Origin of the sequence: Aeromicrobium sp. Root472D3, assembly GCF_001426485.1 — a bacterium.
In the GTDB taxonomy this organism is placed as follows: Bacteria; Actinomycetota; Actinomycetes; order Propionibacteriales; family Nocardioidaceae; genus Aeromicrobium.
Genome location: NZ_LMET01000001.1, coordinates 2471745 through 2494738 on the forward strand (window position 1 = coordinate 2471745; position 22994 = coordinate 2494738).

Annotated in this window: 23 protein-coding genes; 13 read left to right on the forward strand and 10 right to left on the reverse strand. The window is 70.8% G+C overall.

Features of this window, described 5'->3' with window-relative positions:
• Positions 1 to 592 precede the first annotated feature (592 nt).
• Positions 593 to 1264 carry a BON domain-containing protein gene (locus ASD10_RS12210; RefSeq protein ID WP_056608812.1) on the forward strand — a complete coding sequence of 224 codons (672 nt, stop codon included), beginning with the start codon at positions 593 to 595 and terminating at the stop codon, positions 1262 to 1264.
• Between the two features lie 24 nt (positions 1265 to 1288).
• Here ASD10_RS12210 and ASD10_RS12215 read toward each other — a convergent pair whose 3' ends face one another.
• Positions 1289 to 2161 (reverse strand): universal stress protein, encoded by an 873-nt coding sequence (locus ASD10_RS12215; RefSeq protein WP_056608814.1) that lies wholly within the window; start codon positions 2159 to 2161, stop codon positions 1289 to 1291.
• The gene (locus tag ASD10_RS12220) at positions 2158 to 2958 is read right to left on the reverse strand and encodes a universal stress protein (protein WP_162248854.1); all 801 of its coding nucleotides are present in this window, start codon (positions 2956 to 2958) and stop codon (positions 2158 to 2160) included. Before ASD10_RS12220 ends, ASD10_RS12215 begins: the two co-directional genes overlap by 4 nt.
• 277 nt (positions 2959 to 3235) lie before the next feature.
• On the opposite strand from ASD10_RS12220, the gene ASD10_RS12225 reads away from it, so the two are divergent.
• On the forward strand, positions 3236 to 4480 hold the full coding sequence (locus ASD10_RS12225; protein WP_056610240.1) for an amidohydrolase: 1245 nt from the start codon (positions 3236 to 3238) through the stop codon (positions 4478 to 4480).
• A 26-nt stretch (positions 4481 to 4506) separates the two neighbouring features.
• On the opposite strand, the gene ASD10_RS12230 is transcribed toward ASD10_RS12225, so the two are convergent.
• The gene (locus tag ASD10_RS12230; RefSeq protein WP_082556177.1) at positions 4507 to 5052 is read right to left on the reverse strand and encodes a universal stress protein; all 546 of its coding nucleotides are present in this window, start codon (positions 5050 to 5052) and stop codon (positions 4507 to 4509) included.
• Positions 5053 to 5225: 173 nt separating this feature from the next.
• Between ASD10_RS12230 and ASD10_RS12235 the strand changes: the two genes are divergently transcribed.
• Together ASD10_RS12235 and ASD10_RS12240 are read left to right on the forward strand one after the other, a co-directional pair.
• Complete coding sequence (locus tag ASD10_RS12235) at positions 5226 to 5912, forward strand: DUF4389 domain-containing protein (protein WP_056608819.1); 687 nt, start codon at positions 5226 to 5228, stop codon at positions 5910 to 5912.
• Between the two features lie 58 nt (positions 5913 to 5970).
• A complete protein-coding gene (locus ASD10_RS12240) occupies positions 5971 to 6819 on the forward strand; it encodes a potassium channel family protein (RefSeq protein WP_157432570.1) in 849 nt (282 codons plus the stop codon).
• A 221-nt stretch (positions 6820 to 7040) separates the two neighbouring features.
• Here ASD10_RS12240 and ASD10_RS12245 read toward each other — a convergent pair whose 3' ends face one another.
• From ASD10_RS12245 to ASD10_RS12260, 4 genes are all read right to left on the reverse strand, one after another.
• Complete coding sequence (locus tag ASD10_RS12245) at positions 7041 to 7388, reverse strand: hypothetical protein (protein WP_157432571.1); 348 nt, start codon at positions 7386 to 7388, stop codon at positions 7041 to 7043.
• Between the two features lie 53 nt (positions 7389 to 7441).
• The gene (locus tag ASD10_RS12250; RefSeq protein WP_157432572.1) at positions 7442 to 8014 is read right to left on the reverse strand and encodes a hypothetical protein; all 573 of its coding nucleotides are present in this window, start codon (positions 8012 to 8014) and stop codon (positions 7442 to 7444) included.
• 82 nt (positions 8015 to 8096) lie between these two features.
• A complete protein-coding gene (locus ASD10_RS12255; protein ID WP_056608828.1) occupies positions 8097 to 10010 on the reverse strand; it encodes a potassium transporter Kup in 1914 nt (637 codons plus the stop codon).
• 85 nt (positions 10011 to 10095) lie between these two features.
• Positions 10096 to 10620, reverse strand: coding sequence for a hypothetical protein (locus ASD10_RS12260; RefSeq protein WP_056608829.1), 525 nt, complete (start codon positions 10618 to 10620; stop codon positions 10096 to 10098).
• A 325-nt stretch (positions 10621 to 10945) separates the two neighbouring features.
• Here ASD10_RS12260 and kdpF point away from each other — a divergent pair, with 325 nt between their 5' ends.
• The 7 genes from kdpF (at position 10946) to ASD10_RS12290 (ending at position 19429) form a co-directional block, all read left to right on the forward strand.
• Positions 10946 to 11035, forward strand: a complete 90-nt coding sequence (gene kdpF / locus ASD10_RS18405; RefSeq protein WP_082556178.1) for a K(+)-transporting ATPase subunit F — start codon at positions 10946 to 10948, stop codon at positions 11033 to 11035.
• Entirely contained in the window at positions 11035 to 12693 is a 1659-nt protein-coding gene (gene kdpA / locus ASD10_RS12265; RefSeq protein ID WP_056608830.1) for a potassium-transporting ATPase subunit KdpA, read from the forward strand. The genes kdpF and kdpA overlap by 1 nt, the downstream gene beginning before the upstream one ends.
• Positions 12690 to 14699, forward strand: coding sequence for a potassium-transporting ATPase subunit KdpB (kdpB, locus tag ASD10_RS12270; RefSeq protein ID WP_056608831.1), 2010 nt, complete (start codon positions 12690 to 12692; stop codon positions 14697 to 14699). Before kdpA ends, kdpB begins: the two co-directional genes overlap by 4 nt.
• A 20-nt stretch (positions 14700 to 14719) precedes the next feature.
• Positions 14720 to 15307, forward strand: a complete 588-nt coding sequence (gene kdpC, locus ASD10_RS12275) for a potassium-transporting ATPase subunit KdpC (protein ID WP_056610243.1) — start codon at positions 14720 to 14722, stop codon at positions 15305 to 15307.
• 2 nt (positions 15308 to 15309) lie between these two features.
• The coding region (locus ASD10_RS12280) for a DUF4118 domain-containing protein (protein WP_235501841.1) at positions 15310 to 17745 on the forward strand (2436 nt) is incomplete at its 3' end.
• 53 nt (positions 17746 to 17798) lie between these two features.
• On the forward strand, positions 17799 to 18416 hold the full coding sequence (locus ASD10_RS19220; RefSeq protein ID WP_369797584.1) for a response regulator: 618 nt from the start codon (positions 17799 to 17801) through the stop codon (positions 18414 to 18416).
• Entirely contained in the window at positions 18413 to 19429 is a 1017-nt protein-coding gene (locus tag ASD10_RS12290) for a magnesium and cobalt transport protein CorA (RefSeq protein ID WP_056608835.1), read from the forward strand. Before ASD10_RS19220 ends, ASD10_RS12290 begins: the two co-directional genes overlap by 4 nt.
• A gap of 3 nt (positions 19430 to 19432) precedes the next feature.
• Here the strand turns inward: ASD10_RS12290 and ASD10_RS12295 are convergent, their stop codons facing one another.
• Together ASD10_RS12295 and ASD10_RS12300 are read right to left on the reverse strand one after the other, a co-directional pair.
• Positions 19433 to 19705: an SAV_915 family protein gene (locus ASD10_RS12295; RefSeq protein WP_056608837.1), complete on the reverse strand. Its 273-nt coding sequence runs from the start codon at positions 19703 to 19705 to the stop codon at positions 19433 to 19435.
• A 162-nt stretch (positions 19706 to 19867) separates the two neighbouring features.
• Positions 19868 to 20476 (reverse strand): hypothetical protein, encoded by a 609-nt coding sequence (locus tag ASD10_RS12300; RefSeq protein ID WP_157432574.1) that lies wholly within the window; start codon positions 20474 to 20476, stop codon positions 19868 to 19870.
• Between the two features lie 94 nt (positions 20477 to 20570).
• Between ASD10_RS12300 and ASD10_RS12305 the strand changes: the two genes are divergently transcribed.
• Positions 20571 to 20786, forward strand: a complete 216-nt coding sequence (locus ASD10_RS12305) for a hypothetical protein (RefSeq protein ID WP_056608841.1) — start codon at positions 20571 to 20573, stop codon at positions 20784 to 20786.
• 100 nt (positions 20787 to 20886) lie between these two features.
• Positions 20887 to 21069, forward strand: coding sequence for a hypothetical protein (locus tag ASD10_RS12310; protein ID WP_056608843.1), 183 nt, complete (start codon positions 20887 to 20889; stop codon positions 21067 to 21069).
• Between the two features lie 477 nt (positions 21070 to 21546).
• On the opposite strand, the gene ASD10_RS12315 is transcribed toward ASD10_RS12310, so the two are convergent.
• A complete protein-coding gene (locus ASD10_RS12315; protein WP_056608844.1) occupies positions 21547 to 22722 on the reverse strand; it encodes a hypothetical protein in 1176 nt (391 codons plus the stop codon).
• Positions 22723 to 22994: the final 272 nt, after the last annotated feature.

The window sequence follows — 22994 nt, forward strand, 5'->3', positions numbered from 1 at the left end:
CCCACGGTCCGCCTCACGCGGGCCCGGCGGCACGGTCGGGAGTCCTGACCAGCAGGACCATGGGCCCGCGGGCGGGTCAGGGCCTCGCGGCGGAGCGTGTCAGGGGCCAAGGTCCCCCAGATCCGGGTCATCGGTCGCTGGAGCCGCTCACCGCGCGGGCCCATGATCGAAGCGCGACGACGACGGACCTGAATCACCGCGCACTCACCTGCCGGCCCCCCTGAAGGGACGCGCGTCCCGCACAGGACTCGCCCTCGGTCAGCAGTGTCCGAGGGCGGGTCACCTGTGTGTTGCGCCCGCGTGCGCAGTGAGCTCCGCGAGCCCGGCGACGGACCCAGTGCTGCTCGTCCCGTGACGGGGGGACCTTCGACCGGGGCACGGACGTCGGGCGTCGACGAGGCTGGGGTCGAACGCACCGTGAGGACGAGACCATGGACGACCCTGACGATCACTGGCATCCCAGCCCGCTCTCCGCGCTCCTGCCGTGGCTCGAGGCGGACGCGGTCAGCTTCGTCCGCCCGCGTCCACGACCGCCCACCCGATCGGCCCGATCCCGCCGCCGTCCCATCGCTCCCCTGGAGAGGCACCGACAGTGAAGACCACGACGACCCACGAGCACGACCTCCAGCACCAGGTCGAGGAGGCGCTCGAGTGGGCGCCCGAGATCGACTCCGCCCTGGTGGGCGTCTCGGTCATCGGCAGCACGGTCACCCTGTCGGGCCAGGTGTCGTCCCCGTGGCAGAAGCGGCTGGCGGCTCGCACCGCGATGAGGATCAAGGGCGTCACGTCGCTGGCCAACGACCTGGTGGTGCACCACCTCGACGACCCCCGCACCGACACCGACGTCGCGATGGCGGCCAGCGCACTCATCGCCTGGAACAACGACGTGCCCGACCAGTCGGTCAAGGTCACGGTCGACGACCACGTGGTGACGCTGACCGGCGAGGTCCTGTGGGACTACCAAAGGCAGGCGGCGCACCGCGCGGTCGAGCACCTCGACGGTGTGCGCGACGTCCGCAACCGCATCTCGCTCACCCCGCGCCCGCAGGCCGACGCGGTCGAGACCGAGGCGGCCGTCCGGAGAGCGATCGTGCGCGACGCCTCGGTCGATGCCAGCCACGTGCACGTGAAGGTCCACGGCTCCCGCATCACCCTGACGGGTCACGTCGCGTCGTGGTCGGAGAAGCGGTCGGCGGCCAAGGCCGCGTGGTCCTCGCCGCATGTGGACCACGTCGAGAACCGCATCACGGTCAGCGCACGCTGAGCCGGGTGAAGGTGGCGCGACAGCTCAGTGCCTCATCCCCGTCAGCCAGCCGCGCCGGGCGGGGACGACCGCGAGCGGCACGGAGGTGCTCGTCGCGAGCCGCCCCGCGAGCGACCTGTCCAGGAACCACGGCAGGTGCGGTCGCGGCACCGACCCGACGACGACCATGCCCGTGCCCGGAGCGGCGTCCACCGCGGCATCGACGAGACTCCCGGGCGCCGTGGCCGTCACCACGACGGCGACGTCGGGGTACAGGCTGCGGATGAGGTCGAGCGCGTAGCAGCTCTCACGCCAGCGTTCGTCCCGCCGCGACCCCGGTCCGTCGGACTCGTGCAGGACGCGCAGTCCGCAGCCGCGGCTCTCGGCCGCCTCGAGCGCGAACGTCAGCGCGTCGACCGACCACGACGGCATCAGCAGGACGATGTCGCCGGTCTCGTTGACGGGTCGGTCGGGCACGACGATCGTCGGCTCGGCGGACGCGACCACGAGCCGGCGGGCGACGGCGCCGCGGAAGACCCACAGGTACCGGGGAAGGTCTCCGTCGGCCCCGACGACCACCTCGCGCGCGTCGTCGGCCTCGTCGCGCAGGACGTCGAAGGCCGCTCCCCGTTCCACGGAGTACGTCACGTCGAGCTCCGGTGCCGCCGCTGACGTGAACTCCCGCACCTGGTCGACGGTGCCGCCGGCCAGTCGCTCCATGAACGACGGGCCGGGTCCGTCCGGGGGCAGGCCGCCGTCGTCCGTCCCGGACCCGGGATCGGCCTGGTCCCAGCAGGTGACGACGTGCAAGGGGGCGTCGACCCTCCGGGCCTCGGCGATCGCCTCCTCGAGCACCCGCTCCTGCAGCTCGGCCACCGCCACCACGACGGGCGGCGTTCCCGCGCCGTCGGGCCTCACGCGGACGTCCGCGTGCGGTCGTGGCCGACCGGCACCACGGCCACGGGAGCGTTCGAGCGGCGCAGCAGCCGCGCGACGACCGCCCGGGACGCGAGACGCGGGTGCTCGCTGGCCGGTTGTCCCACCACCAGCAGCGACGCCTGAGCGCTGGCGAGCACGCAGGTTTCCACCGGGTGCCCGGGCTCGACGACCGTCTGCACGTCCACCCCGGGGTAGCGGGCCCGCCACTGGTCGATCGTGTCCTCGATCCGGTACCAGCGGTTCCTGCGCCGTGGGTAGTCGCTGGTCGCGCCGGCCACGTGGACCACGCGCAGGGGCTCGTGCTGACGGTCGGCGGACTGGAACGCGAAGGCCAGCTCTGCGTCGACCTCGCCGCCGACGTCGAGCGCCGCCACGATGCCGCGACGCGACCGGGTGCCGGGCAGGACCGGCGGCACCACGATCACGGGCGCGTCGGCGAGCGTCGCGACGGTCTGGGAGATCTCCGCGCCCAGCAGGCGTGCGACCCACGGGCCGTGGTCGGCCCCGACGACGATGGCGGCGGCCCGATGGGCCTCCTGCAGGAGGGCCTCGACCGGATCGCCGCCGACGACGAGGAAGTGGACGTCGACTCCGTGACCGTGTCCCGCCACGACCTGCGTGAGGTCGTCGAACACCGACAGCGACACCGCCGCGTCGTCGCAGGCGTGCACGACGCGCAGCCCCGTCCGTCGTCGGGCGGCCTCCGCCACGGCGAACGCCGCGACCTCGGGCTGCTGCCCCTGCTTGGCGCCCAGCACCACGGGAAACCCGGCCATCGCCATCACCTCCTGCACCTGCGTCAACTGTCGGCGGAGGCGGTCAGCCGCTGCACGCCCGAAAGCCACGGGATGCGAGGACCTTGGGCCCTGCTGTCCCGGACGCGGCGGTCGTAGGTTCGTGCCCACGGCGCCCGGCGCCACGGTGTCTCAGCACCCGATCGTCGGCACCGTCACCGTCGGTGGTCGGCACGGGACCCGAGACCCGTGCCGACCTCCTTCGCCGGGCATCGTGGCCGCTGGTCCACGTCTACGTCTACGTGATGAGGTGACGTCCATGGGTGCCGACGCCTCGCTGACGAAGCGGCTCGAGGACGTCTACCGGGACCTCCACGCCCACCCGGAGCTGTCGTTCGCGGAGAAGAGGACGGCCGGTGTGGCCGCAGCGTGGCTGCGCACCCTCGGCTACGAGGTCGAGACGGGCGTCGCGGTCACGGGAGTCGTCGGCGTGCTCCGCCGAGGCCCGGGCCCCGTGGTCCTGCTCAGGGCCGACATGGACGCGCTGCCGGTCGAGGAGTCGACCGGCCTGTCGTACGCGAGCGACCGGCGGGCGCGGGGCCCGGACGGCGACGACGTCCCGGTGATGCACGCCTGCGGGCACGACATGCACGTCACCTGCCTGATGGGCGCGGCGGCCGTCCTGGCGGCGACGTCGTGGACCGGCACGCTGGTGGTGCTGTTCCAGCCGGCCGAGGAGGTCGCCCGCGGCGCCACCGCGATGGTCGCGTCCGGCCTGTACGAGCGGGTGCCGACGCCCGACGTCGTCCTCGGACAGCACGTGGCGCCGCTCCCGGCCGGCGTCGTGGGCCTCCGCAGCGGTCCGGCGTTCGCCGCCACCGACAGCCTGCGGGTGACGTTGATCGGCCGGGGCGGCCACGGCTCCCGACCCGAGGCGACGATCGACCCGGTCGTCATGGCCGCCGCCACCGTGATGCGGCTGCAGACCGTCGTGTCGCGCGAGATCGCCGCACCCGACACCGCGGTCCTGACCGTGGGCGCCGTGGCCGCCGGGACGACGGCGAACGTCATCCCCGAACGGGCCGAGCTGCTGCTCAACGTGCGGACCTACGACCCCGCGGTCCGCGCCACCGTGCTCGGCGCGATCGCCCGCATCGTCGCGTCCGAGGCAGCCGCGTCGGGAGAGGGGGCGCACGCCGTCGTCGAGACGATCGAGTCGGCGCCCGCCGTCGTCAACGACCCGGCGGCCGTGGAGCGGACGCTACCCGCCTTGGAGTCGGTCGTCGGCCCGGGCCACGTGATCGACCCGGGCGTCGTGACCGGGAGCGAGGACGTCGGTGTGCTCGCCGAGGCCGCCGGCGCCCCGTGCGTCTACTGGCTGTTGGGCGGGGCGGACCCTGCCACCTTCGCCGGGTCGTCCGACCCCGACGACGTGCGACGCCGGGCGGCGTCCCTGCCGTCGAACCACTCGCCGGCCTACGCGCCGACGATCCAGCCCACGCTCACCACGGGCGTCGACTGCCTGGTGGCAGCAGCGCTCGCCTGGTGGGAACCGCTGCGGTGAGGTGCCGGCCGTGACCGGCGCCGTGCTCACGCGTCGTCGCCGAGCCCCAGCTCGCTGATCAGGGCGCCCTCCATCTGCTCGCGGTGCGCACTCGGCGCGTCGCGCTCGCCCAGGGCAGGTCCGCGGTCCACCAGCACCCGGCACCGGGCGTGGTGCACGACCTGGTCGGTCACCGAGCCGACCAGCAGGCCGAGGAACCCGCCCAGCCCCCTGCTGCCCACCACGAGGAGATCGGCGCCCGCCGAGGCCTCGACGATCTTCTCGGCGGCGTTGCCGTGCACGACCGAGCACGAGATCGCCACGGCGGGATGGTCGTGCCGGATGCTTGCCGTGTCCGCGAGCAGACCTGCCATGGTCGAGGCCTCGAAGTCCTCCAGCGGCGGGACGTAGCCGACGGTCTGCCGGGCCGGACGCGGCGCACTCGACACGGTCCACGCTCGGACGACCTCGATGCGTCCGTCGAGGGCGGCGGCCAGGTGGACCGCCGTGCGCAGGGCGAGGTCGGCCGAGCCGGACCCGTCGTGCGCCACGAGGATGCCGCCGTGGACCGTGATGTCGTTCGTGATCGCCATGCCTGGACCCTCTGTCGTGTGCCGTGGTCGCCGTGTGCCGTGGACGACCCGAGCCTCACGCACCGGCCGCCCCACCGACCACGGTCCTGGGTCAGCCGTGTCGAGGACGTCCGTCCCTGCCGGCCCCGACCTCCCCCGCGAAGCATGGGGAGCATCGATCCGAGAGGTGCTCCATGACTCCGACGCCGTACCCCGTCCGTGTGACCGCGCAGCTCGACCCGGACGTCAGCCGGTGGCTGTGGCTCATCAAGTGGATCCTCGCGATCCCCCACTACCTCGTCCTGGTCGTCCTGTGGCTGTCGTTCGTCGTCCTGAGCGTCGTCGCCTTCGTCGGCATCCTCTTCACGGGTCGTTACCCGCGCGGCATCTTCGACGTCAACGTCGGTGTGCTCCGCTGGTCGTGGCGGGTGAGCTACTACGCCTACGGGGGCCTCGGCACGGACCGGTACCCGCCCTTCACCCTGGCCGACGTCGCGGACTACCCGGCGCACCTCGAGGTGCCGTACCCCGAGCACCTGTCGCAGGGCCTCGTGCTGGTCAAGACCTGGTTGCTGGCCCTGCCGCACTACCTCGTCGTCGCGTTCTTCGTCGGAGGCGGCGCGTACCTCGGCAGCCAGGACCCGGCCCCGTGGATCTTCGGCAGCGGCCTGATCGGCCTGCTGGTGCTCGTCGCCGGCGTGGTGCTGCTGGTGACCGGGCGCTATCCCCAGGCCGTGTTCGACCTCGTCATCGGCCTCCAGCGGTGGGTGCTGCGGGTCGCGGCGTACGCGGCTCTCATGACGGACGTCTACCCGCCGTTCCGGCTCGACCAGGGTGGCGACGAACGGTCCGCGCCGGTCGCGGCCGGCCTGGTGCCATGACCGGCGGGTCACCCGGCGTGCCACGCCCGTGACGGGATGGATCGTGACCGTCGCCGGCGTGACGGTCGTCCTCTTCGTGCTGACGGACATGTTCCACACGCTCGCCAATCCCGGGGCCCTGGGACGTCTCAGCCGGACGATGCTGCGCCTGACGTGGACGCTGTCGTCCAGGAACCGCCTCTCCGGTCCCCTCGCGATGCTGGCGGTCGTCATGATCTGGGGCGTCCTGGCCGTGCTCGGGTGGGCCGCCGTCTACTGGCCCCACATGGACGACGGGTTCAGCCACGCCACCGAGCACGGCAGCGGCCCCGGCGCCCTCGACGCGGTCTACGTCTCCCTCGTGACCATCTCGACGCTGGGCCTCGGGGACGTCTTCCCGACCTCGGCCTGGCTGCGCCTGGTCAATCCCCTCGAGGCCCTGTTCGGGTTCGCGCTCCTGACCGTCGCGGTGTCGTGGGTGCTCCAGGTGTTCCCGACGCTGGCACGCCGCCGCGAGCTCGCGCTGCGGCTCGTCCACCTTCAGGAGGCCGGGACGGTCGACCTGCTCGGCTCGCTCGACCGCACGGTCGTCCACTCGCTCCTGACCGACCTGGCGGCGTCGGTCACCCGTGTGCGGGTCGACCTGCACGACTACCCCGAGACGTACTACTTCCGCGAGCCCGAGGACGTGGGCAGCCTCGCGGAGGCGATCCCCGTGGCGTCACGCCTCGTCGAGGCCGCACGGACCTCGCCGGTCGTCGAGGTCCGCCACGGCGGTGCCGTGCTCGGGGCCGCGTTGGACGACCTCGCGGAGGTGCTCCAGCGCAGCTTCCTGCGGCCGTGCGCGACGACGGACGAAGCCCTGAGGGTGTTCCTCGCCGACCACTCCTCGGGCGGCGCGGCCGGGAGGAGGCCTGCACCGTCGTGACGGTGACGTCGGTCCCGCGACGTGCAGACGTCCGACCCTGATGCGCCCGGCCGCCGCACGAGAACCTTGACCGAGAGATGAACGGGGCGGACCGGTCGACAGGACATCGGCCACGGGTCACCGTGGTTCGGGCGGCCGGGGACGCGCACACCGCCACCGCCCGCCATCTCCGTCGATCGCCCCGCGTCCGCCGTCACGGCCGACGCGGGGCGGTCGGTCGTCTAGGAACCGGAGGGGTCCAGCGCCAGGTCGATCGCCCTGACCTGCGCGAAGTAGCGGAAGTTGACCTTCATGGTCAGTGAGCCGACGGCGACGTCGTGGAAGATTCCGCCGGGCTCGCCGAGCCGCTGGTCGCGGGGCGACTCCTCGACCAGGTCCTTGATGACGGTCTGCGAGAAGGTGCCGGACCGGAACACCAGGAAGCGCCGGTCGGTGGCGACGACGATGCGGTAGCCGCCCTGGCCGATGCGGTTCGTGATGGTCGGTTGGCCGGCGAACGCCCCCTGGACGATCTCTCCGGGCTCCACCAGCGACTGCGCGCGGTGGACGATCTTCTCTGCCATCCCCATGCCCGAGACCCTAGTCGACCTCTCCGGTCGCCCCACGCCCTGCGGAGGCCTGGTCACGCGACGCGCGTGGCGTGGCGTGAGGTCTCGACGAGCGTCACCACCAACCCGAGGCAGGCGTCCGACGTGGACCCGCGCGATGGTCTCGACTCGGCCAGGTCGGCCAGCGCATCGAGCAGGTCGTGGCCCGCCGCGACGTACTCACGGTCGATCCTCGGACGTGGCATCGACCCCGCGAAGACCTGGAGCCGCTGCGCGCCGATGCGTCGCGCGACGTCGACCGCCGCTCGTTCCCGCGCGTCGAGGCCGGCGACCTCGGGGGCGGCGATGATCGACTGCGACAGCTGGCTCAGCTGTCGGTTCATGCGCACCAGGTCCGACACGACGTCGAGCGGGGTGGCGCGCCGTGGTGCGTCGCGGCGGTGCGGCGACTCCGCCCACTGGAGCTGCTGGTGCGCGCAGCGCAGCACCGACCGCCGCGACGGGGCACCCCGCATCACGAGTCGCGCCTCGCGGACGTCGTGGTCGATCGCCGCGGTCAACGCGTGCTCCCACGCGTCGGCGGTGCGCCGCAGAGCGTCGCGCGTCGTGTCGAGGTGGTGGTCGGGGTCGGTCCGCACGATGGTCACCCCGTGATGCTCGCCCCGGCCGGCCGGCCGCACCAGTGCCTTCACGAGACCCTGGCACGATCTTGACGCGGTCCTCACGCGCTCACACCTCGACGTGCGACCCCAGCAGCACGACGCGGTCGCGCGGGAGGTGGAAGGCGTCGGCGGCGTCGGCGGTGACGTGCGAGGTCGCGATGAACAGCCGCTTGCGCCACGGGGCCATCGTGGGCTCCGGACCGGCGTGCAGCTCGATGCGCGACAGGAAGTACGTCGCACCGTCGAGGTCGAGCTGGCCCTCGGTCTGCTCGGACGTCAGCAGGGCGAGGGCGGCCGGGACGTCGGCGGTCTCGGCGTAGCCGAAGCGGACGACGACCTGCGTGATGCCGTCCTCCGGGCGGCCCAGGGCGTCGATTGTGACCCGGTCGTCGTCCGCGACCCGGGGAACCGTCTCGACCTCGACGGTCACGATCACGACGTGCTCGTGCCGGACGTGGTTGCGCTCGACGTTCGCACGGAGCGCGAGCGGCGTGGTCGTCCCGCGGTTGAGGAAGATCGCGGTGCCCGGCACGACGGCGGGGGCGTCCTCCCCGGCGTCCAGGTCGTCGACGAAGGACTGCAGCGGCCCCTCCATGTCCTCGCGCGTCGTGGTCACGACCTGCCGACCGCGCTGCCAGGTGATCATGATCGTGAAGAAGGTGACGGCGATCGCCAGGGGCAGCCACGCGCCGTGCACGAGCTTGGTCAGGTTGGCGCCGATGAACAGCAGGTCGAGCGCGAGCAGCGGCACCGCCGCGAGGGCCAGCAGCCAGACGGGCTTGGCCCACCGCCGGTGGGCGACGTAGAAGAACAGGATCGTCGTGATCGTGATCGTGCCCGTCACGGCCATGCCGAAGGCGAAGGCCAGTGCCGCGGACGTGCGGAACGCGAACACAAGCGTCAGCACCGACACCAGCAGCAGCCAGTTCACCCACGGGACGTAGATCTGGCCACGTGCCGAGCTCGACGTGTGCAGGATGCGCAGGCGCGGCAGGTAGCCGAGCTGGGCCGCCTGCGACGCGACCGAGAACGCTCCCGTGATGACGGCCTGCGAGGCGATGACGGTCGCGGCGCACGCCAGCACGATCAGCGGGATCCGCGCCCACTCGGGTGCCAGGAGGAAGAACGGCGCGCTGATGTTGTCGCTGTCCTCGAGGATCAGCGCACCCTGGCCGAGATAGCTCAGGGCGCAGGCCGGGAAGACCAGGAAGATCCAGCCGACCGAGATGGGCCTGCGACCGAAGTGGCCCATGTCGGCGTAGAGCGCCTCGGCACCGGTGACGGCCAGGACGATGGCGGCCATCGCGAAGAACGCGTACTCGAAGTTGCCGGCCAGGAACTCGATCGCGTAGGTGGGCGACACGGCCTTCAGGATCGCGGCGTCCTTCGTGACGCCCCACGCGCCGCACGCGCCGATCGTCACGAACCACGTGATCATGACGGGTCCGAAGAACCGGCCGACGGCGGCCGTCCCCCGCTTCTGCACCGAGAACAGGGTCACGATGATGACCGCCGTGACGGGGACGATCCACGGCTCGAAGCCCGGCTCGATCGTCTTGAACCCCTCGACCGCGGACAGCACCGAGATCGCCGGGGTGATCATGCTGTCGCCGAGGAAGAGCGCGGCGCCGAACAGGCCGAGGCCGGCGAGCGCCACGGTCGCCCCGGCCCTGCGGTGGCCGGCCCAGCGGCGCAGCAGCGAGATGAGCGCCATGATGCCGCCCTCGCCGTCGTGGTCGATGCGCATCGCGAGCAGCACGTAGGTGATCGTGACGATCGCGGTGACCGACCACAGGATCAGGGAGACCACCCCGAGCACGTTGCCGTCGCTGACCGGTACCGGGTGCGGGTCGTCGGGGTTGAAGACGGTCTGGATCGTGTAGATCGGGCTCGTGCCGATGTCGCCGAAGACGACGCCGAGGGCACCGACGACGACGGCGAGGCGCAGGACGTCCTTCTTCTGCGGGCGTGGTGAGGTCACCTGCCCAACCTAGGTGTCCGTGGCTCGTCAGGCCGGCATCTTGACGCCCCCTTGACGCCTCAGTGGCGCACGCCTCGCACGTCCGTCACGGCAGGTCGGGCACGACCGTCGGGCGCGGGGACGGTGCGGCAGGGCTCGACGCGGTTCGGTGGCGACACACGACGACGTGGGGCAGCGGCAGGAGCGCCGCCTCGAGGGCCTCGGCACCCGAGGTCGGCCGGCGGGACGATCGCGACGACGCCGGACGTTCGGTCAGCACGACCAGGGTCTGGTGCGCCGTGTGGCGGCGGCCGACGTAGTCGGCGACCGAGTCCGCGACCTCGTCACCGTCGGTTCGGACGGGGTCGAGCAGCACCAAGGGCACGCCGGGCTCCCACTCCTCCCACGACCGCGTGAACGCGCGGGCCGACTCCGGCGTCCGGCAGACGTGGACCGCCACGACGCGTCTCGGCGCCATCGACAGGGCCGTGCCGAGCGCCTCACGGGCCCGCTCGTCGACCGCGTCCACGGGGACGACTCCGGCCATCGACTGCCGGGACGGAAGAGCCGGACCGCGGGGCGCGGCGTCACCGTCCTCGGATCCCGTCACGAGGCCGAGCAACGACCTCATGGTGCGAGCACCTCGACGGCGAGAGCACCGCAGCGCCCGCCCGGGCGGCTCGTGGCAGGCAGCGTGTGCACCACGGCCGCCCGGGACGGCGGGGAGCCTTCCGAGCGATGGGGCGTCGAGGACGTCGAGCTGGAGGACATGACCTCACGGTAGGCACGGCGTCCGCCGACCAGAAGGGGCTTGACGCGATCTTGACGAGACCTTGGCGCGGTCCGACGAGAACGTCGACGACCACGGGCGGCCTGCCGTCAAGAACGCGTCAAGACCTGCCAAGAACCTGTCAAGACCGGTCGATCGGGCGAGAACGACGGGTTCACTGACGCTCATGAGTATTGAAAGCGGTTTGCTGATCGCCCTCGTCGCCGCGCTCGTGGCGTACCTGCTGGCGGCCCTGATCTTCCCGGAGCGTTTCTAGTGTCCGACACCTTGAGCGGCCTCCTCACGATCGTCACGCTCGTGGGCGTCCTCGCCCTCGTGTACGTGCCCCTCGGTGACTACATGGCCCGGGTCTTCACGACCCCCCGTCATTCTCGCGTCGAGAAGGGCATCTACCGGCTCGGCGGCGTCAACGCCGACGCCGAGCAGAGCCCCCGCGCCTACATCCTGAGCGTCCTCGGGTTCTCCGTCGTCAGCCTCGTCGTGCTGTACGGGATCCTGGTCGGCCAGTCGCACCTGCCGTTCGACCGCGACCTGCCCGGGATGCCCGGGTGGATGGCGTTCAACACGTCGATCTCGTTCGTCGCCAACACCAACTGGCAGTCGTACGGCGGCGAGTCCACGCTGGGCTTCGCCGCGCAGATGGCGGGCCTGGCGGTGCAGAACTTCCTGTCCGCCGCGGTGGGCATCGCCGTCGCCGTCGCGCTGATCCGCGGCTTCGTCCGGGTGCGCAGCGGCGAGCTCGGCAACTTCTGGGTCGACCTGACCCGCAGCACGATCCGCATCCTGCTGCCCATCGCGTTCGTCGGGGCCGTGGTCCTGCTGCTCAACGGCGTCGTCCAGAACTTCGCCGACAGCACGATCACGACGCTGGCGGGCCACAGCCAGGTCGTCACCGGTGGTCCGGTGGCGAGCCAGGAGGCGATCAAGGAGCTCGGCACCAACGGTGGTGGCTTCTTCAACGCCAACTCCGCGCACCCGTTCGAGAACCCCAACGGCTTCACGAACCTGCTGCAGATCTTCTTGATCCTGCTGATCCCGGTGGCGCTCACCCGCACCCTGGGCACGATGCTCGGCAACCGCCGCCAGGGTCTGGTGATCCTCGGCGCGATGGGCCTGATCTTCTCCGTCATGACCGCCGTCGCGACCTGGGCCGAGGTGGGCGGCCACTCGCAGTCCGCCGCTGCGGCGGGCGCCGCGATGGAGGGCAAGGAGACGCGCTTCGGCGAGTGGGCCTCGTCGCTGTTCGCGGTCGCGACGACCGGCACCTCGACCGGTGCCGTCAACGCCTCGCACGACTCGCTGACCCCGACCGGCGGCGGCGTCACCCTCGTCAACATGATGCTCGGCGAGATCGCTCCCGGCGGTGTCGGAGCCGGCATCTACGGCATCTTGGTCATGGCCGTCCTGGCCGTCTTCGTGGCCGGCCTGATGGTGGGCCGCACCCCCGAGCTGCTGGGCAAGAAGATCGCCGCCAAGGAGATGACGTTCGTCGCGCTCTACACGCTGGCGACCCCCACGCTCGTCCTGGTCGGCGTCGGCACCGCCATCGCGCTGAACAGCACGCCCGGTGCCATGGGCAACCCGGGTGGGCACGGCTTCACCGAGGTCGTCTACGCCTACACCTCCGGCGCCAACAACAACGGCAGCGCGTTCGGCGGCATCACCGTGACGTCGACCTTCTTCCAGATCACGATCGGCCTGGCGATGCTGCTCGGTCGCTTCATCCCGATCGTGCTCGTCCTGCTGCTCGCGGGCTCCCTGGCCAAACAGGCCAAGGTCCCCGAGACGGCCGGCACCCTCCCCACCAACACACCCCTCTTCGGGGGCCTGCTCGTCGGCGTCATCCTGCTCATCACGGGCCTGACGTTCTTCCCGGCACTCGCCCTCGGTCCCATCGCGGAGGCCCTGTCATGACGCTCCAACTCCTCTTCACGCAGATGCTGGCCCAGCTGCCGGCAGCGCTGCGCAAGCTCGACCCGCGCCACCTGTGGCGCAGCCCGGTGATGTTCATCGTCTGGCTCGGGTCCGTCGCGACGACCGTCGCGGTCTTCACCGACCCCAGCGTCTTCACGATCGCCCTGGCCGTCTGGCTGTGGCTCACGGTCGTCTTCGGCAACCTCGCCGAGGCCGTCGCCGAGGGTCGCGGCAAGGCGCAGGCCGCGTCGCTGCGGGCGGCCCGCACCGACACCGTCGCCCGCGTCCTGGCCGCGGACGGCAGCGTGACGACCGTGCCCGGCACGCAGCTCGCGATCGGCGACCTGGTGCTCGTGGCCGCGGGCGAGGTGATCCCGGGCGACGGCGACGTCGTCGTGGGCGTCGCGTCGGTCGACGAGTCCGCGATCACCGGCGAGTCAGCGCCCGTCATCCGCGAGGCCGGCGGCGACCGCAGCGCCGTCACCGGCGGCACGAAGGTGCTCTCGGACGAGATCACCGTCAAGATCACGTCGGCTCCCGGCGAGACGTTCCTCGACAAGATGATCGCGCTGGTCGAGGGCACGTCGCGGCGCAAGACGCCCAACGAGATCGCCCTGTCGATCCTGCTGGTCAGCCTGACCCTGGTGTTCGTGCTCGCCGTGGCGACCCTGTCGCCGATGGCCGACTACGCCGGGGCGCCGCAGGACCTCACGGTCCTGATCGCCCTGCTGGTCTGCCTGATCCCGACCACGATCGGCGCGCTGCTCAGCGCGATCGGCATCGCCGGCATGGACCGGCTCGTCCGGGTCAACGTGCTCGCGATGTCCGGACGTGCGGTCGAGGCGGCCGGCGACGTCAGCACCCTGCTGCTCGACAAGACCGGCACCATCACGTACGGCAACCGGCAGGCGTCGCGGTTCGTGCCCGTCGGCGACGTCACCCAGGACGAGCTCCGCGACGTGGTCCGGCTCTCGAGCCTGGCCGACCAGACCCCCGAGGGCCGTTCGATCGTGGCGCTCGCCCTCGCGGAGGGCGCGGACGACCGGGACCTGCCCGGTGGCGCCCAGTTCGTCGAGTTCACCGCCCAGACCCGCATGTCGGGCGTCGACCTCGCCGACGGCACCCAGATCCGCAAGGGCGCGGGATCGGCGATCCACGGGTGGGTCGGCGGCACGATGCCGACCGAGCTGACCGACACGATCGAGTCGATCTCGAACGACGGCGGCACCCCGCTGGTCGTCGCGTCGAAGACCGGCGGCACCGGCACGGTGCTGGGCGTCATCCACCTCAAGGACGTCGTCAAGGAGGGCATGGTCGAGCGGTTCGCGCAGCTGCGTGCCATGGGCATCCGCACCGTCATGGTGACGGGCGACAACGCCCTGACGGCCAGGTCGATCGCCGCCGAGGCCGGCGTCGACGACTTCCTCGCCGAGGCCACGCCGGAGGACAAGATGGACCTGATCCGCAAGGAGCAGGCCGGCGGACGTCTCGTCGCCATGACGGGCGACGGCACCAACGACGCGCCCGCCCTCGCCGCGGCGGACGTCGGCGTCGCGATGAACACCGGCACGTCGGCGGCCAAGGAGGCCGGCAACATGGTCGACCTCGACTCCGACCCGACCAAGCTCATCGACATCGTCGAGATCGGCAAGCAGCTGCTCATCACGCGTGGGGCGCTGACGACGTTCTCGATCGCCAACGACGTCGCGAAGTACTTCGCGATCATCCCGGCGATGTTCCTGGTCGCCTACCCGTCGCTCGACACGCTCAACGTCATGGGCCTGGCCACGCCGCAGTCGGCGATCCTCTCGGCGGTCATCTTCAACGCCCTGGTCATCGTCGCGCTGATCCCGCTGGCGCTGCGCGGCGTCAAGTTCCGTCCCGCCTCGGCATCGGACGTGCTGCGCCGCAACATCCTCGTGTTCGGTCTCGGTGGCGTCGTCGCACCGTTCATCGGCATCAAGCTCATCGACCTCATCGTCTCCACCATCCCAGGAATCGGGTAAGCAGCATGAATCTCTTCGGCATGACCAAGGACCTCGGTCGGCAGTCACTCGCAGGCCTCCGCATGCTCCTCGTCCTCATCGTCATCCTCGGCATCGCCTACCCGGTCGCCGTGTGGGGCGTCGGCAGGGCCGTACCGGGCCAGGCCGACGGCCAGCTCGTGAAGGTCGACGGCACGGTCGTCGGATCCGGCCTGATCGGCCAGGACTTCGAGGGCGACGAGTGGTTCCACTCCCGCCCGTCGGCCAACGACTACGACACGCTGGCGTCGGCACCGACCAACCTGGGGCCGTCGAACCCGGACCTCCTCGCCGCCATCGAGGAGCGTCGCGCCGCCGTCGCCGAGGCCGAGTCGGTCGACCCGGCCGACGTCCCGCCGGACGCCCTCACCGCGTCGGGGTCGGGCCTCGACCCGCAGATCTCGGTGGACTACGCGCGGATCCAGGTGGCCCGCGTCGCCGACGCGAACGGCCTGCCCGAGGCGGACGTCAGGGCCCTGGTCTCACGGTTCACGGAGGGCCGCTCGCTGGGCTTCCTCGGTGAGCCCGGCGTCAACGTCCTGCGGCTGAACGTGGCGGTCCGGGCGGCGGCCGCGCAGGCGGCGGGCTGACGGTGGGCTCCCGAGGCAAGCTCCGGGTCTACCTCGGCGCCGCGCCGGGAGTCGGCAAGACGTACGCGATGCTCGACGAGGCCCAGCGACGCGTCGCCCGCGGCACCGACGTCGTCGTGGCCGTCGTCGAGACGCACGGTCGCGAGCACACGACGAGAGCGCTCTCGGGTCTCGAGGTGGTGCCCCGGCGGTCGATGGACTACCGCGGCACCACCTACCTCGAGATGGATCTCGACGCCGTCCTCCGGCGTCGACCGGAGGTCGTGCTGGTCGACGAGCTCGCCCACAGCAACATCGGCGGCTCGTCGCACGAGAAGAGGTGGGAGGACGTCGAGTCGCTCCTCGCCGCCGGGATCCACGTCATCACGACCGTCAACATCCAGCACCTGGAGTCGTTGAACGACGTCGTCGAGGCGATCACGGGCCAGCGTCAGCGCGAGACCGTGCCCGATCGCGTCGTCCGGCAGGCCGATGCGATCGAGCTGGTGGACATGAGTCCCCAGTCGCTCCGGCGACGGATGGCGCACGGCAACATCTACAGCCACGACAAGGTCGACGCCGCCCTGGCGCAGTACTTCCGCGAGGGCAACCTCGCGGCGCTGCGCGAGCTCGCGCTGCTGTGGCTCGCCGACCGCGTCGACGAGGGGCTCGACCAGTACCGCCACCAGCACGACATCGACTCCACGTGGGCGACCCGCGAGCGCATCGTCGTCGCCCTGACCGGCGGGCCCGAGTCGGCCGCCCTGCTCCGTCGCGCGGCGCGGATCGCCTCGCGGGGCGCCGGGGGCGAGTGGATGGCCCTGTACGTCGCGCGGCGGGACGGGCTCTCCGGCGTGACCCCCGACCAGCTCCTCAAGCTCCGCAGGACCACGGAGGACCTCGGCGGCACGCTGCACACCGTCGTCGGCGACGACACGGCCACCGCGATCCTCGACTTCGCCCGTGCCGAGAACGCCAGCCAGGTCATCATCGGCGCCAGCCGGCGAGGTCGGCTGTCGACGCTGCTGCGGCCGGGCGTCGGCGAGATGGTGATCGCGGCCTCGGGCGACATCGACGCCCACGTCGTGACCCACGACTACGCCCGCCGCAAGAACCCCACCGTGCGGGCCGCCAGCAACCTGTCCCGACGTCGCCTGGTCCTGGGCTACGCCTTCGGTGTGCTCGCTCCCTTGCTGGCCAGCGAGCTGCTCGTGCTGACCGACTCCCTGCACGGGCTGCCGACCGAGGCGATGGTGCTGATGGCCGTCGTCGTCGCCACGGCCCTGGTCGGCGGGATCATCCCGGCGATCATCTCCGCCGTCCTCAGCAGCATCCTGCTGAACCTGGTGTTCACGCCACCCCTGCGGTCCCTGACGATCGCCGACCCCGAGAACGCCTTCGCGATCGGTCTGTTCCTCGTCGTGGGCATCGCGGTCGCCTCGGTCGTCGACCGTGCGGCGCGGAGCACCGTCCTGGCACGGAAGGCCCGTGCGGAGTCCGATGCCCTCACGGTGCTGTCCCACAGCCTGCTGCACGCCGGCGACGACGTCGAGGCCCTGCTGGCCAGCGCCTGCGAGCTGTTCGGGGCCCGCGGTGCGGCGGTCTTCACCGCCGTCGACGGACGCCACGAGGCCATCGCCGTCTCGGGACGTCCGCCGTCGTCGATCGACGCGGCCGACGTGACGGTCTCGATCGACGAGGACACGACCCTCGCCCTGTGCGGCCGCAAGCTCGACGCGTCCGACCGGCGGCTGCTCAAGGCGTACGCCGCGCATGCCGCCGTCCTGGCCGAGCGGACGCGCGCCCAGCGCGCCGAGGCCGATCGCGCCCAGCTCGCCGTCGGCAACAGGACCCGCACCGCACTGCTGGCGGCGGTGTCCCACGACCTGCGCTCACCCCTGGCGGCCGTCAAGGCAGCGGCCGGCAGCCTGCGCAACACCGACATCCGGTGGTCGCCCGACGACGAGGCCGAGCTGCTCGAGACCATCGAGGAGTCCGCCGACCGGCTCAACGCCCTCGTGGCCAACCTGCTCGACATGAGCCGGATCCAGACCGGCGCCGTCACGCCGGCGCTCGTCGAGGTCGACCTCGCCGACGCCGTGCGGCAGGCGCTGGAGACGGTCCCCGACGGCGGCCGCATCACCGTGACCCTCGACGACTCCCTCGTCGCACTGGCGGACCCGGGCCTGCTCGAGCGGGTCGTCGCGAACGTCTGCGAGAACGCGGTCAAGTACTCGCCGTCGCCCGCGCCGATCACCGTGGACGGCTCCCCCACGCCCGGAGGTGTCGTCCTGCGCATCGCCGACAGCGGTCCGGGGATCGCCGAGGAGAGCCACGCCCGCCTGTTCGCACCGTTCCAGCGACTCGGCGACGTCCCTGCCGGCGACGGCGTCGGGCTCGGGCTGGCGGTCGCCCAGGGCCTCGCGGAGGCCATGAGCGGCACCCTCACCGCCGAGGACNCGTCCTCACGGTCGACGACGACCCGGCCATCCTGCGGACCCTCGGCATCAACCTGCGGGCTCGCGGGTACGACGTCGAGATCGCCACCGACGGGCGGTCGGCGCTGCAGATCGTCCACGAGCGGATGCCCGACGTGATCCTGCTCGACCTCGGCCTGCCCGACGTCGACGGCATCGCCGTCCTGCGCCAGGTGCGCTCGTTCAGCCAGGTGCCCGTCATCGTCGTCTCGGCGCGGTCCGAGGCGGACGACACGGTCGAGGCCCTCGACCTCGGGGCGGACGACTACGTGTCCAAGCCGTTCAGCATGGAGGAGCTGCTGGCCCGGGTGCGCGCCGCGACGCGGCGAGGTGTCAGCGGTGCGACCGAGCCGGTCGTGCAGGTCGGCGGCCTGCTGATCGACACGGCCGACTCCAAGGCCACCCGTGACGGGGTGATCATCCACCTCACGCCCACCGAGTGGAAGATCGTCTCCGTGCTCGTGCGCAACCGCGGGCGTCTGGTGCGCCAGGCAGACCTGCTGCACGAGGTGTGGGGGCCGGGCTACGAGCAGGAGACGAACTACCTGCGCGTCCACCTGGCCAGCATCCGGCGCAAGCTGGAGGCCGACTCCGGCGGGCCACGCCTCTTCGTGACCGAGGCCGGTCTCGGCCACCGGTTCAACCCCGGATGAGCCTCGTCGACAACGCCATCTACGTCGACGGCCGTCGTGTCGCCGACCCCGAGACGCTCGACGACACCTTCGAGCTGCTGCGCGAGCAGGACGGCATGGCGTGGATCGGGCTCTACCGCCCCGACGTGGGCGAGATCTGCGCGGTCGCCGCCGAGTTCGGGCTGCACCCGTCGGCCGTCGACGACGCGATCGCCGCCCACCAGCGTCCCAAGCTCGAGCGGTACGGCAGCGCCCTGTTCGCGGTGCTGCGCCCGGCCCGGTACGTCGAGGCGAGCGAGAAGGTGGAGTTCGGAGAGCTCCACGTGTTCGTCGGTCCGGACTTCGTGGTCACCGTCCGCCACGCCGAGTCACCCGACCTGGCGCGGGTCCGTCGGCACCTGGAGCGGGAGCCCGACGTGCTCGCGGCGGGGCCCGAGTCGGTGCTCTACGCGATCATCGACCAGGTCGTCGACGAGTACGTGCCGGTCATCGCCGGGCTCGAGAACGACATCGACGAGATCGAGGACGAGCTGTTCCGTGGCGAGGCAACCGTCTCGCGGCGGATCTATGAGCTCGCCCGCGAGGTGATCGAGTTCCAGCGCGCCACCCACTCGCTGCTGCACCTGATCACGTCGTTGGAGGACGGCTTCGACCGGTACGGCGTGCCGCACGACCTGCAGCACCGGCTGAGGTTGGTGCGAGGTCACAGCGCCCGGATCGCGGAGCGTGCCGACTCCTTCCGCGCGATCGTGCAGAATGCGCTCACGCTGCGCAGCACCCTCATCAACCAGCAGCAGAACGACGAGATGCGGCACCTGGCGGAGACCAGCCTGGCCCAGAGCGAGGAGGTCAAGAAGATCTCGGGGTGGGCCGCGATCCTCTTCGCGCCGTCGATCGTGGGGACGATCTACGGGATGAACTTCGACGTCATGCCCGAGCTGCACTGGCGCTTCGGCTACCCGCTCGCAATCGTCGAGATGGCACTGACGAGCGTGCTGCTCTACGTCGTCTTCAAGCGGCGGCGGTGGCTGTGACGCTCACGCGCAGATCGGCCGGTCGGGTGCCGTGCTGCACAGGTCGGCGACGAGCAGCTGCGGGTCGACCTGGACGGTCCTGATGCCCAGCGGCGACAGCAGGGCGTTCAGGGCAGCCTCGCTCAGCCGGATCCACTGCCGGTTCGGCTGGACCGCCTCGAGCGCCGCGATCGAGGTGTAGGCGATCCCGACGCGCGTCCCGTTGCGCAGGCGGGCCGTCATGGGGGTGAGGGTGCCGAACGGCGAGTGACGGACCGGGACGACCAGGGTGCTCATGCGGGTGGTGCTCCTTCGTGAGGCGACGTGCTGACCTCTCGACCGTAGGACCGTCCGGCGCCACGGGGAACGGGCTTGACGCGATCTGAACGAAGCCTTGACGCCGCCCGTGCGAGGCACCGGCGGTGCCGTCGCGCAGGCGGACCGGCTCACTCGCCGTCCTCAGCCCCAGTCGAGGTCGGGCACCGGCCACGTGCCCCGCTCTCCCTGTCCGCCGCCGGCGACGAAGACCTCCGGATGGATCCCCGATCGGGTCAGCTCGTAGAAGAGGGCCTGATGGAACCGAGCGGCCCCGTCCCGACCCCAGATGAAGACGTCCGGCAGCTCGTACTCCGTCGTGAAGCGGCCGGTCGACGCCTCCTCGACGTAGACGTGCGGCAGCCCACTGCTCGACGTCCATCGAGGCCCCACGGCGTAGAAGCAGCGTCTGGTGTCGACCCACCCGTCGATCCTGATCTGGCGAGCCGCGCTCATGTCCTTCGTCGCGATGGTGCGCTTGCCGCGCCGGACGACGACCGCCGTCCCGTCCACGTAGTACCGAACGCGGCCGACGAACACGGTCACCCAGACGAGGAGGTACACGCTGGCACCGAGACCGCAGAAGATTCCGATCAGCACCACGAAGACGAGGCCGCTGACGTCATCCCTGACGCCCGGGTCGGTGATCGACAGAGCACCCACCCCGACGACGCTGACGACCGCCGCGACCAGCGGGAAGGCGATGAGCGCAGGCAGCGAGGCTCGCACCGAACCCCGCCCCACGAGAACCATGGATCGACCCTAGACGGCGCGATGGTCCGCGCACGTGGTGGCACGAGCACCCGGCCCGCTGCCCGCGCGACCGAGCCTTGACTACTCTTCTCGGATGCTGCACTACTGGCTCCGGACGTACGTCCGAGTCATACCGTTCGCCGCCGTGGCCGGCGTCGTGGCCGCTGTCTGCTTCTCGATCACCGGCGACTCCTCCCAGGCCCTGGATGCTGGGCTCGCCGCCGTCGGCTCCGCGATCGGATACGTGGTGGCGCGGCTCGGGCTCCGCGTCATCGAGAACAAGCAGGCGGAGGCCGCGCTGCACGACTGAGACCGGTGCCTGTCGGCCGATCGGCTCATCACGAGAGACCGCGCGGGCGTGCGATCCTCGACTCGTGTCGAAAGCGTCCGAACGACCTCGAAAGCCGCCTGTGTTCCACCTCGTCGCGACGCTGCTGACGACCTTCTCCGTCGGCGTGGTCGGCCTCGTCAGCCAGGACGGCGCGTCGGACGTGGCCATCGCCGTGCTCGCGCTGGCAGTCGGAGCGGGGTCGGTACTGATGTGGATCCGCGACACCCGTCGGTACCGCGCGGCACGGCAGCAGTTCTCGTGACCGTGCAACGCCACCTGGACGGGCTTGTGTCAACAGCCCGGCACACGTCCCGTGGACGCAGAACATCCCTCCTCTGAAGAGAGGAGGGATGCTCTGCCGACTGTGTGTGGGGTGGTGACGAAACTCAAACGCCCTGGAACGGGAGGGCAAAAAATGCCGGCACTCGAGGGCTTCACACGATGTCAGCGAAATGATCACACATTTTCGGCCCTAGATCCCGTCGTTCCAGTCCATTCGCTTGTTTGGCCGTGATGCCGCGAAGANTCGATCAAGTGCGCGAGCTCGGTCGGGGTCGTTGTGTGCACTCCGAAAGCTGCGGCGGTAGCCAGCACTGCCTTGTCCAGGGTCACGATGGACCAACGATCGGGCAGCAAGGTCAACGCCTCCTGGTCCATCTCTCCCTGAACGTCGTGCTTCTGCGGCGGCGTTCACCGAGGAACGTGAGTGCGTTGTTGTCCACCATGAACCGCTCGGTACTCATCGCACAGCCGCCCTGAAGTCATCGATCTGAGCGGGCTTCAGCTTGTTGGAGAACATGACCCTGCAGAAGTCGCGTCGGCCTATCTCGCCGGCGTCCAGGAGCCCCAGCATCCGGCGCGAGCACTCCGTCCCGTTGTACTTGCGCAGGGCATTGACGGGCTTAGCGTTGCGTCTTGGGGGATCGACGCGACGCGCGTACTCGTCAGCAAGCTGGTCCATGTGTTCGCGGAAGGTGTCCTGCGGCAACAGGTTTAGGCGCCGCGCTCTCATCGCCAGAGCACTCGGCGTGACCTTGTAAAGATTGGCGGCGTCTTTGACCGCTGCCAGCGACTCGAGGTCAAGAGTCCTGATCTCTGACGACGGGAGAAGGACCTCGCCGGCGATGTCGAACTCGCGAGGCGCGGTCTCGTCCTTGGTGTGACCGTCATAGGTCACCGGAGCGAAGGTTCCGCGCGCGACCATGACCGTCAGCAGCACCAGTGTGAAGACCTTGCGACCGCTCGGTTCGAGGCGTTCGCCTTCGTCTCCGCTGGCCAGGAAGATGTACGGGACCCGTGCGTCCTTGATCGTCATCCCGCTGAAGCGTGCCCGTCTCGGCATCTGCTGCGGCATGTGGTTCTTCACGCTCCTGCCTACGAGGATCTGCCTTGCCTCCAGCGCGCTGATGAGCAATTCCAGGGCGGCCTCCTTAGACCTGGCGGCCTTGAGATCGTCGTTCGTGAACCCCAGCTGGCGCCGAAGGGTGTTGGCGTCCTCCTGCACCGACGTCCCGGGCTTGCCGAGGCAGCTGACGACCGTGTTCCGTGTCAGGGTCGTGTCGGCGCGCAGGATCATCTGCTTGCGCAGGAGGTCCTTGACGATCAGCTCCACGTCCGCCAGCCGCACGATGTTGCGTGAGTTCATCGAGAAGGATGGCTTCGTGAACCCAGCCATCAACTTCTCGTTCTTCAGACGGATTTGTTCCAGGACGACGTCTGCCGGTGCGAAGAACAGCGGGTACGGGATCTCGGCGACTGTCGCCATCTCGATGAGGTCTCGGAACGAGATGTGGTTCCGCTGGAGAGCCGTCCGAACCGGGGCCCGATCGGCGGCAACCGAGTTCTCGAACAGCGAAGCGAACACGTCGCGGTCCAGAGACACAGTCTCGCCGTTCAGCATCACGTCGATGGTCACGGCGGCCCTTTCGATCTGCGGTTAGGCACCATGGTCCCGTCGTGAACCTGGACGTCTGTACCGACACGCCGTGAAGGCGAACATCAACTGCCGTCAGAGCGCCGATGAGTGGACTACCGGTTCGGCATAGGGCGCGGCAGCGTCGGCGGCTCGTCGGCGCCAGAAATAGGCTCATGGTGGCGCCCGATAGCGAACGGGCCGTCGCTGCTAGCTGTGCTGTTCGGGGACGTTGTTGACATCCGGCACCGTTCGGACTTCGAGGGTCCGGTCTC

Excerpts from the sequence above, each read along its gene's own strand:
- kdpF (WP_082556178.1), top strand. The coding sequence starts at position 10,946 with ATGAGTATTGAAAGCGGTTTGCTGATCGCCCTCGTCGCCGCGCTCGTG.
- ASD10_RS12300 (WP_157432574.1), bottom strand. The coding sequence starts at position 20,476 with ATGGTTCTCGTGGGGCGGGGTTCGGTGCGAGCCTCGCTGCCTGCGCTC.
- ASD10_RS12290 (WP_056608835.1), top strand. The coding sequence starts at position 18,413 with ATGAGCCTCGTCGACAACGCCATCTACGTCGACGGCCGTCGTGTCGCC.
- ASD10_RS12220 (WP_162248854.1), bottom strand. The coding sequence starts at position 2,958 with ATGGCCGGGTTTCCCGTGGTGCTGGGCGCCAAGCAGGGGCAGCAGCCC.
- kdpB (WP_056608831.1), top strand. The coding sequence starts at position 12,690 with ATGACGCTCCAACTCCTCTTCACGCAGATGCTGGCCCAGCTGCCGGCA.
- ASD10_RS12230 (WP_082556177.1), bottom strand. The coding sequence starts at position 5,052 with ATGGCGATCACGAACGACATCACGGTCCACGGCGGCATCCTCGTGGCG.
- ASD10_RS12245 (WP_157432571.1), bottom strand. The coding sequence starts at position 7,388 with ATGGGGATGGCAGAGAAGATCGTCCACCGCGCGCAGTCGCTGGTGGAG.
- ASD10_RS12295 (WP_056608837.1), bottom strand. The coding sequence starts at position 19,705 with ATGAGCACCCTGGTCGTCCCGGTCCGTCACTCGCCGTTCGGCACCCTC.
- kdpC (WP_056610243.1), top strand. The coding sequence starts at position 14,720 with ATGACCAAGGACCTCGGTCGGCAGTCACTCGCAGGCCTCCGCATGCTC.
- ASD10_RS12260 (WP_056608829.1), bottom strand. The coding sequence starts at position 10,620 with ATGAGGTCGTTGCTCGGCCTCGTGACGGGATCCGAGGACGGTGACGCC.
- ASD10_RS12305 (WP_056608841.1), top strand. The coding sequence starts at position 20,571 with ATGCTGCACTACTGGCTCCGGACGTACGTCCGAGTCATACCGTTCGCC.
- ASD10_RS12225 (WP_056610240.1), top strand. The coding sequence starts at position 3,236 with ATGGGTGCCGACGCCTCGCTGACGAAGCGGCTCGAGGACGTCTACCGG.
- ASD10_RS12235 (WP_056608819.1), top strand. The coding sequence starts at position 5,226 with ATGACTCCGACGCCGTACCCCGTCCGTGTGACCGCGCAGCTCGACCCG.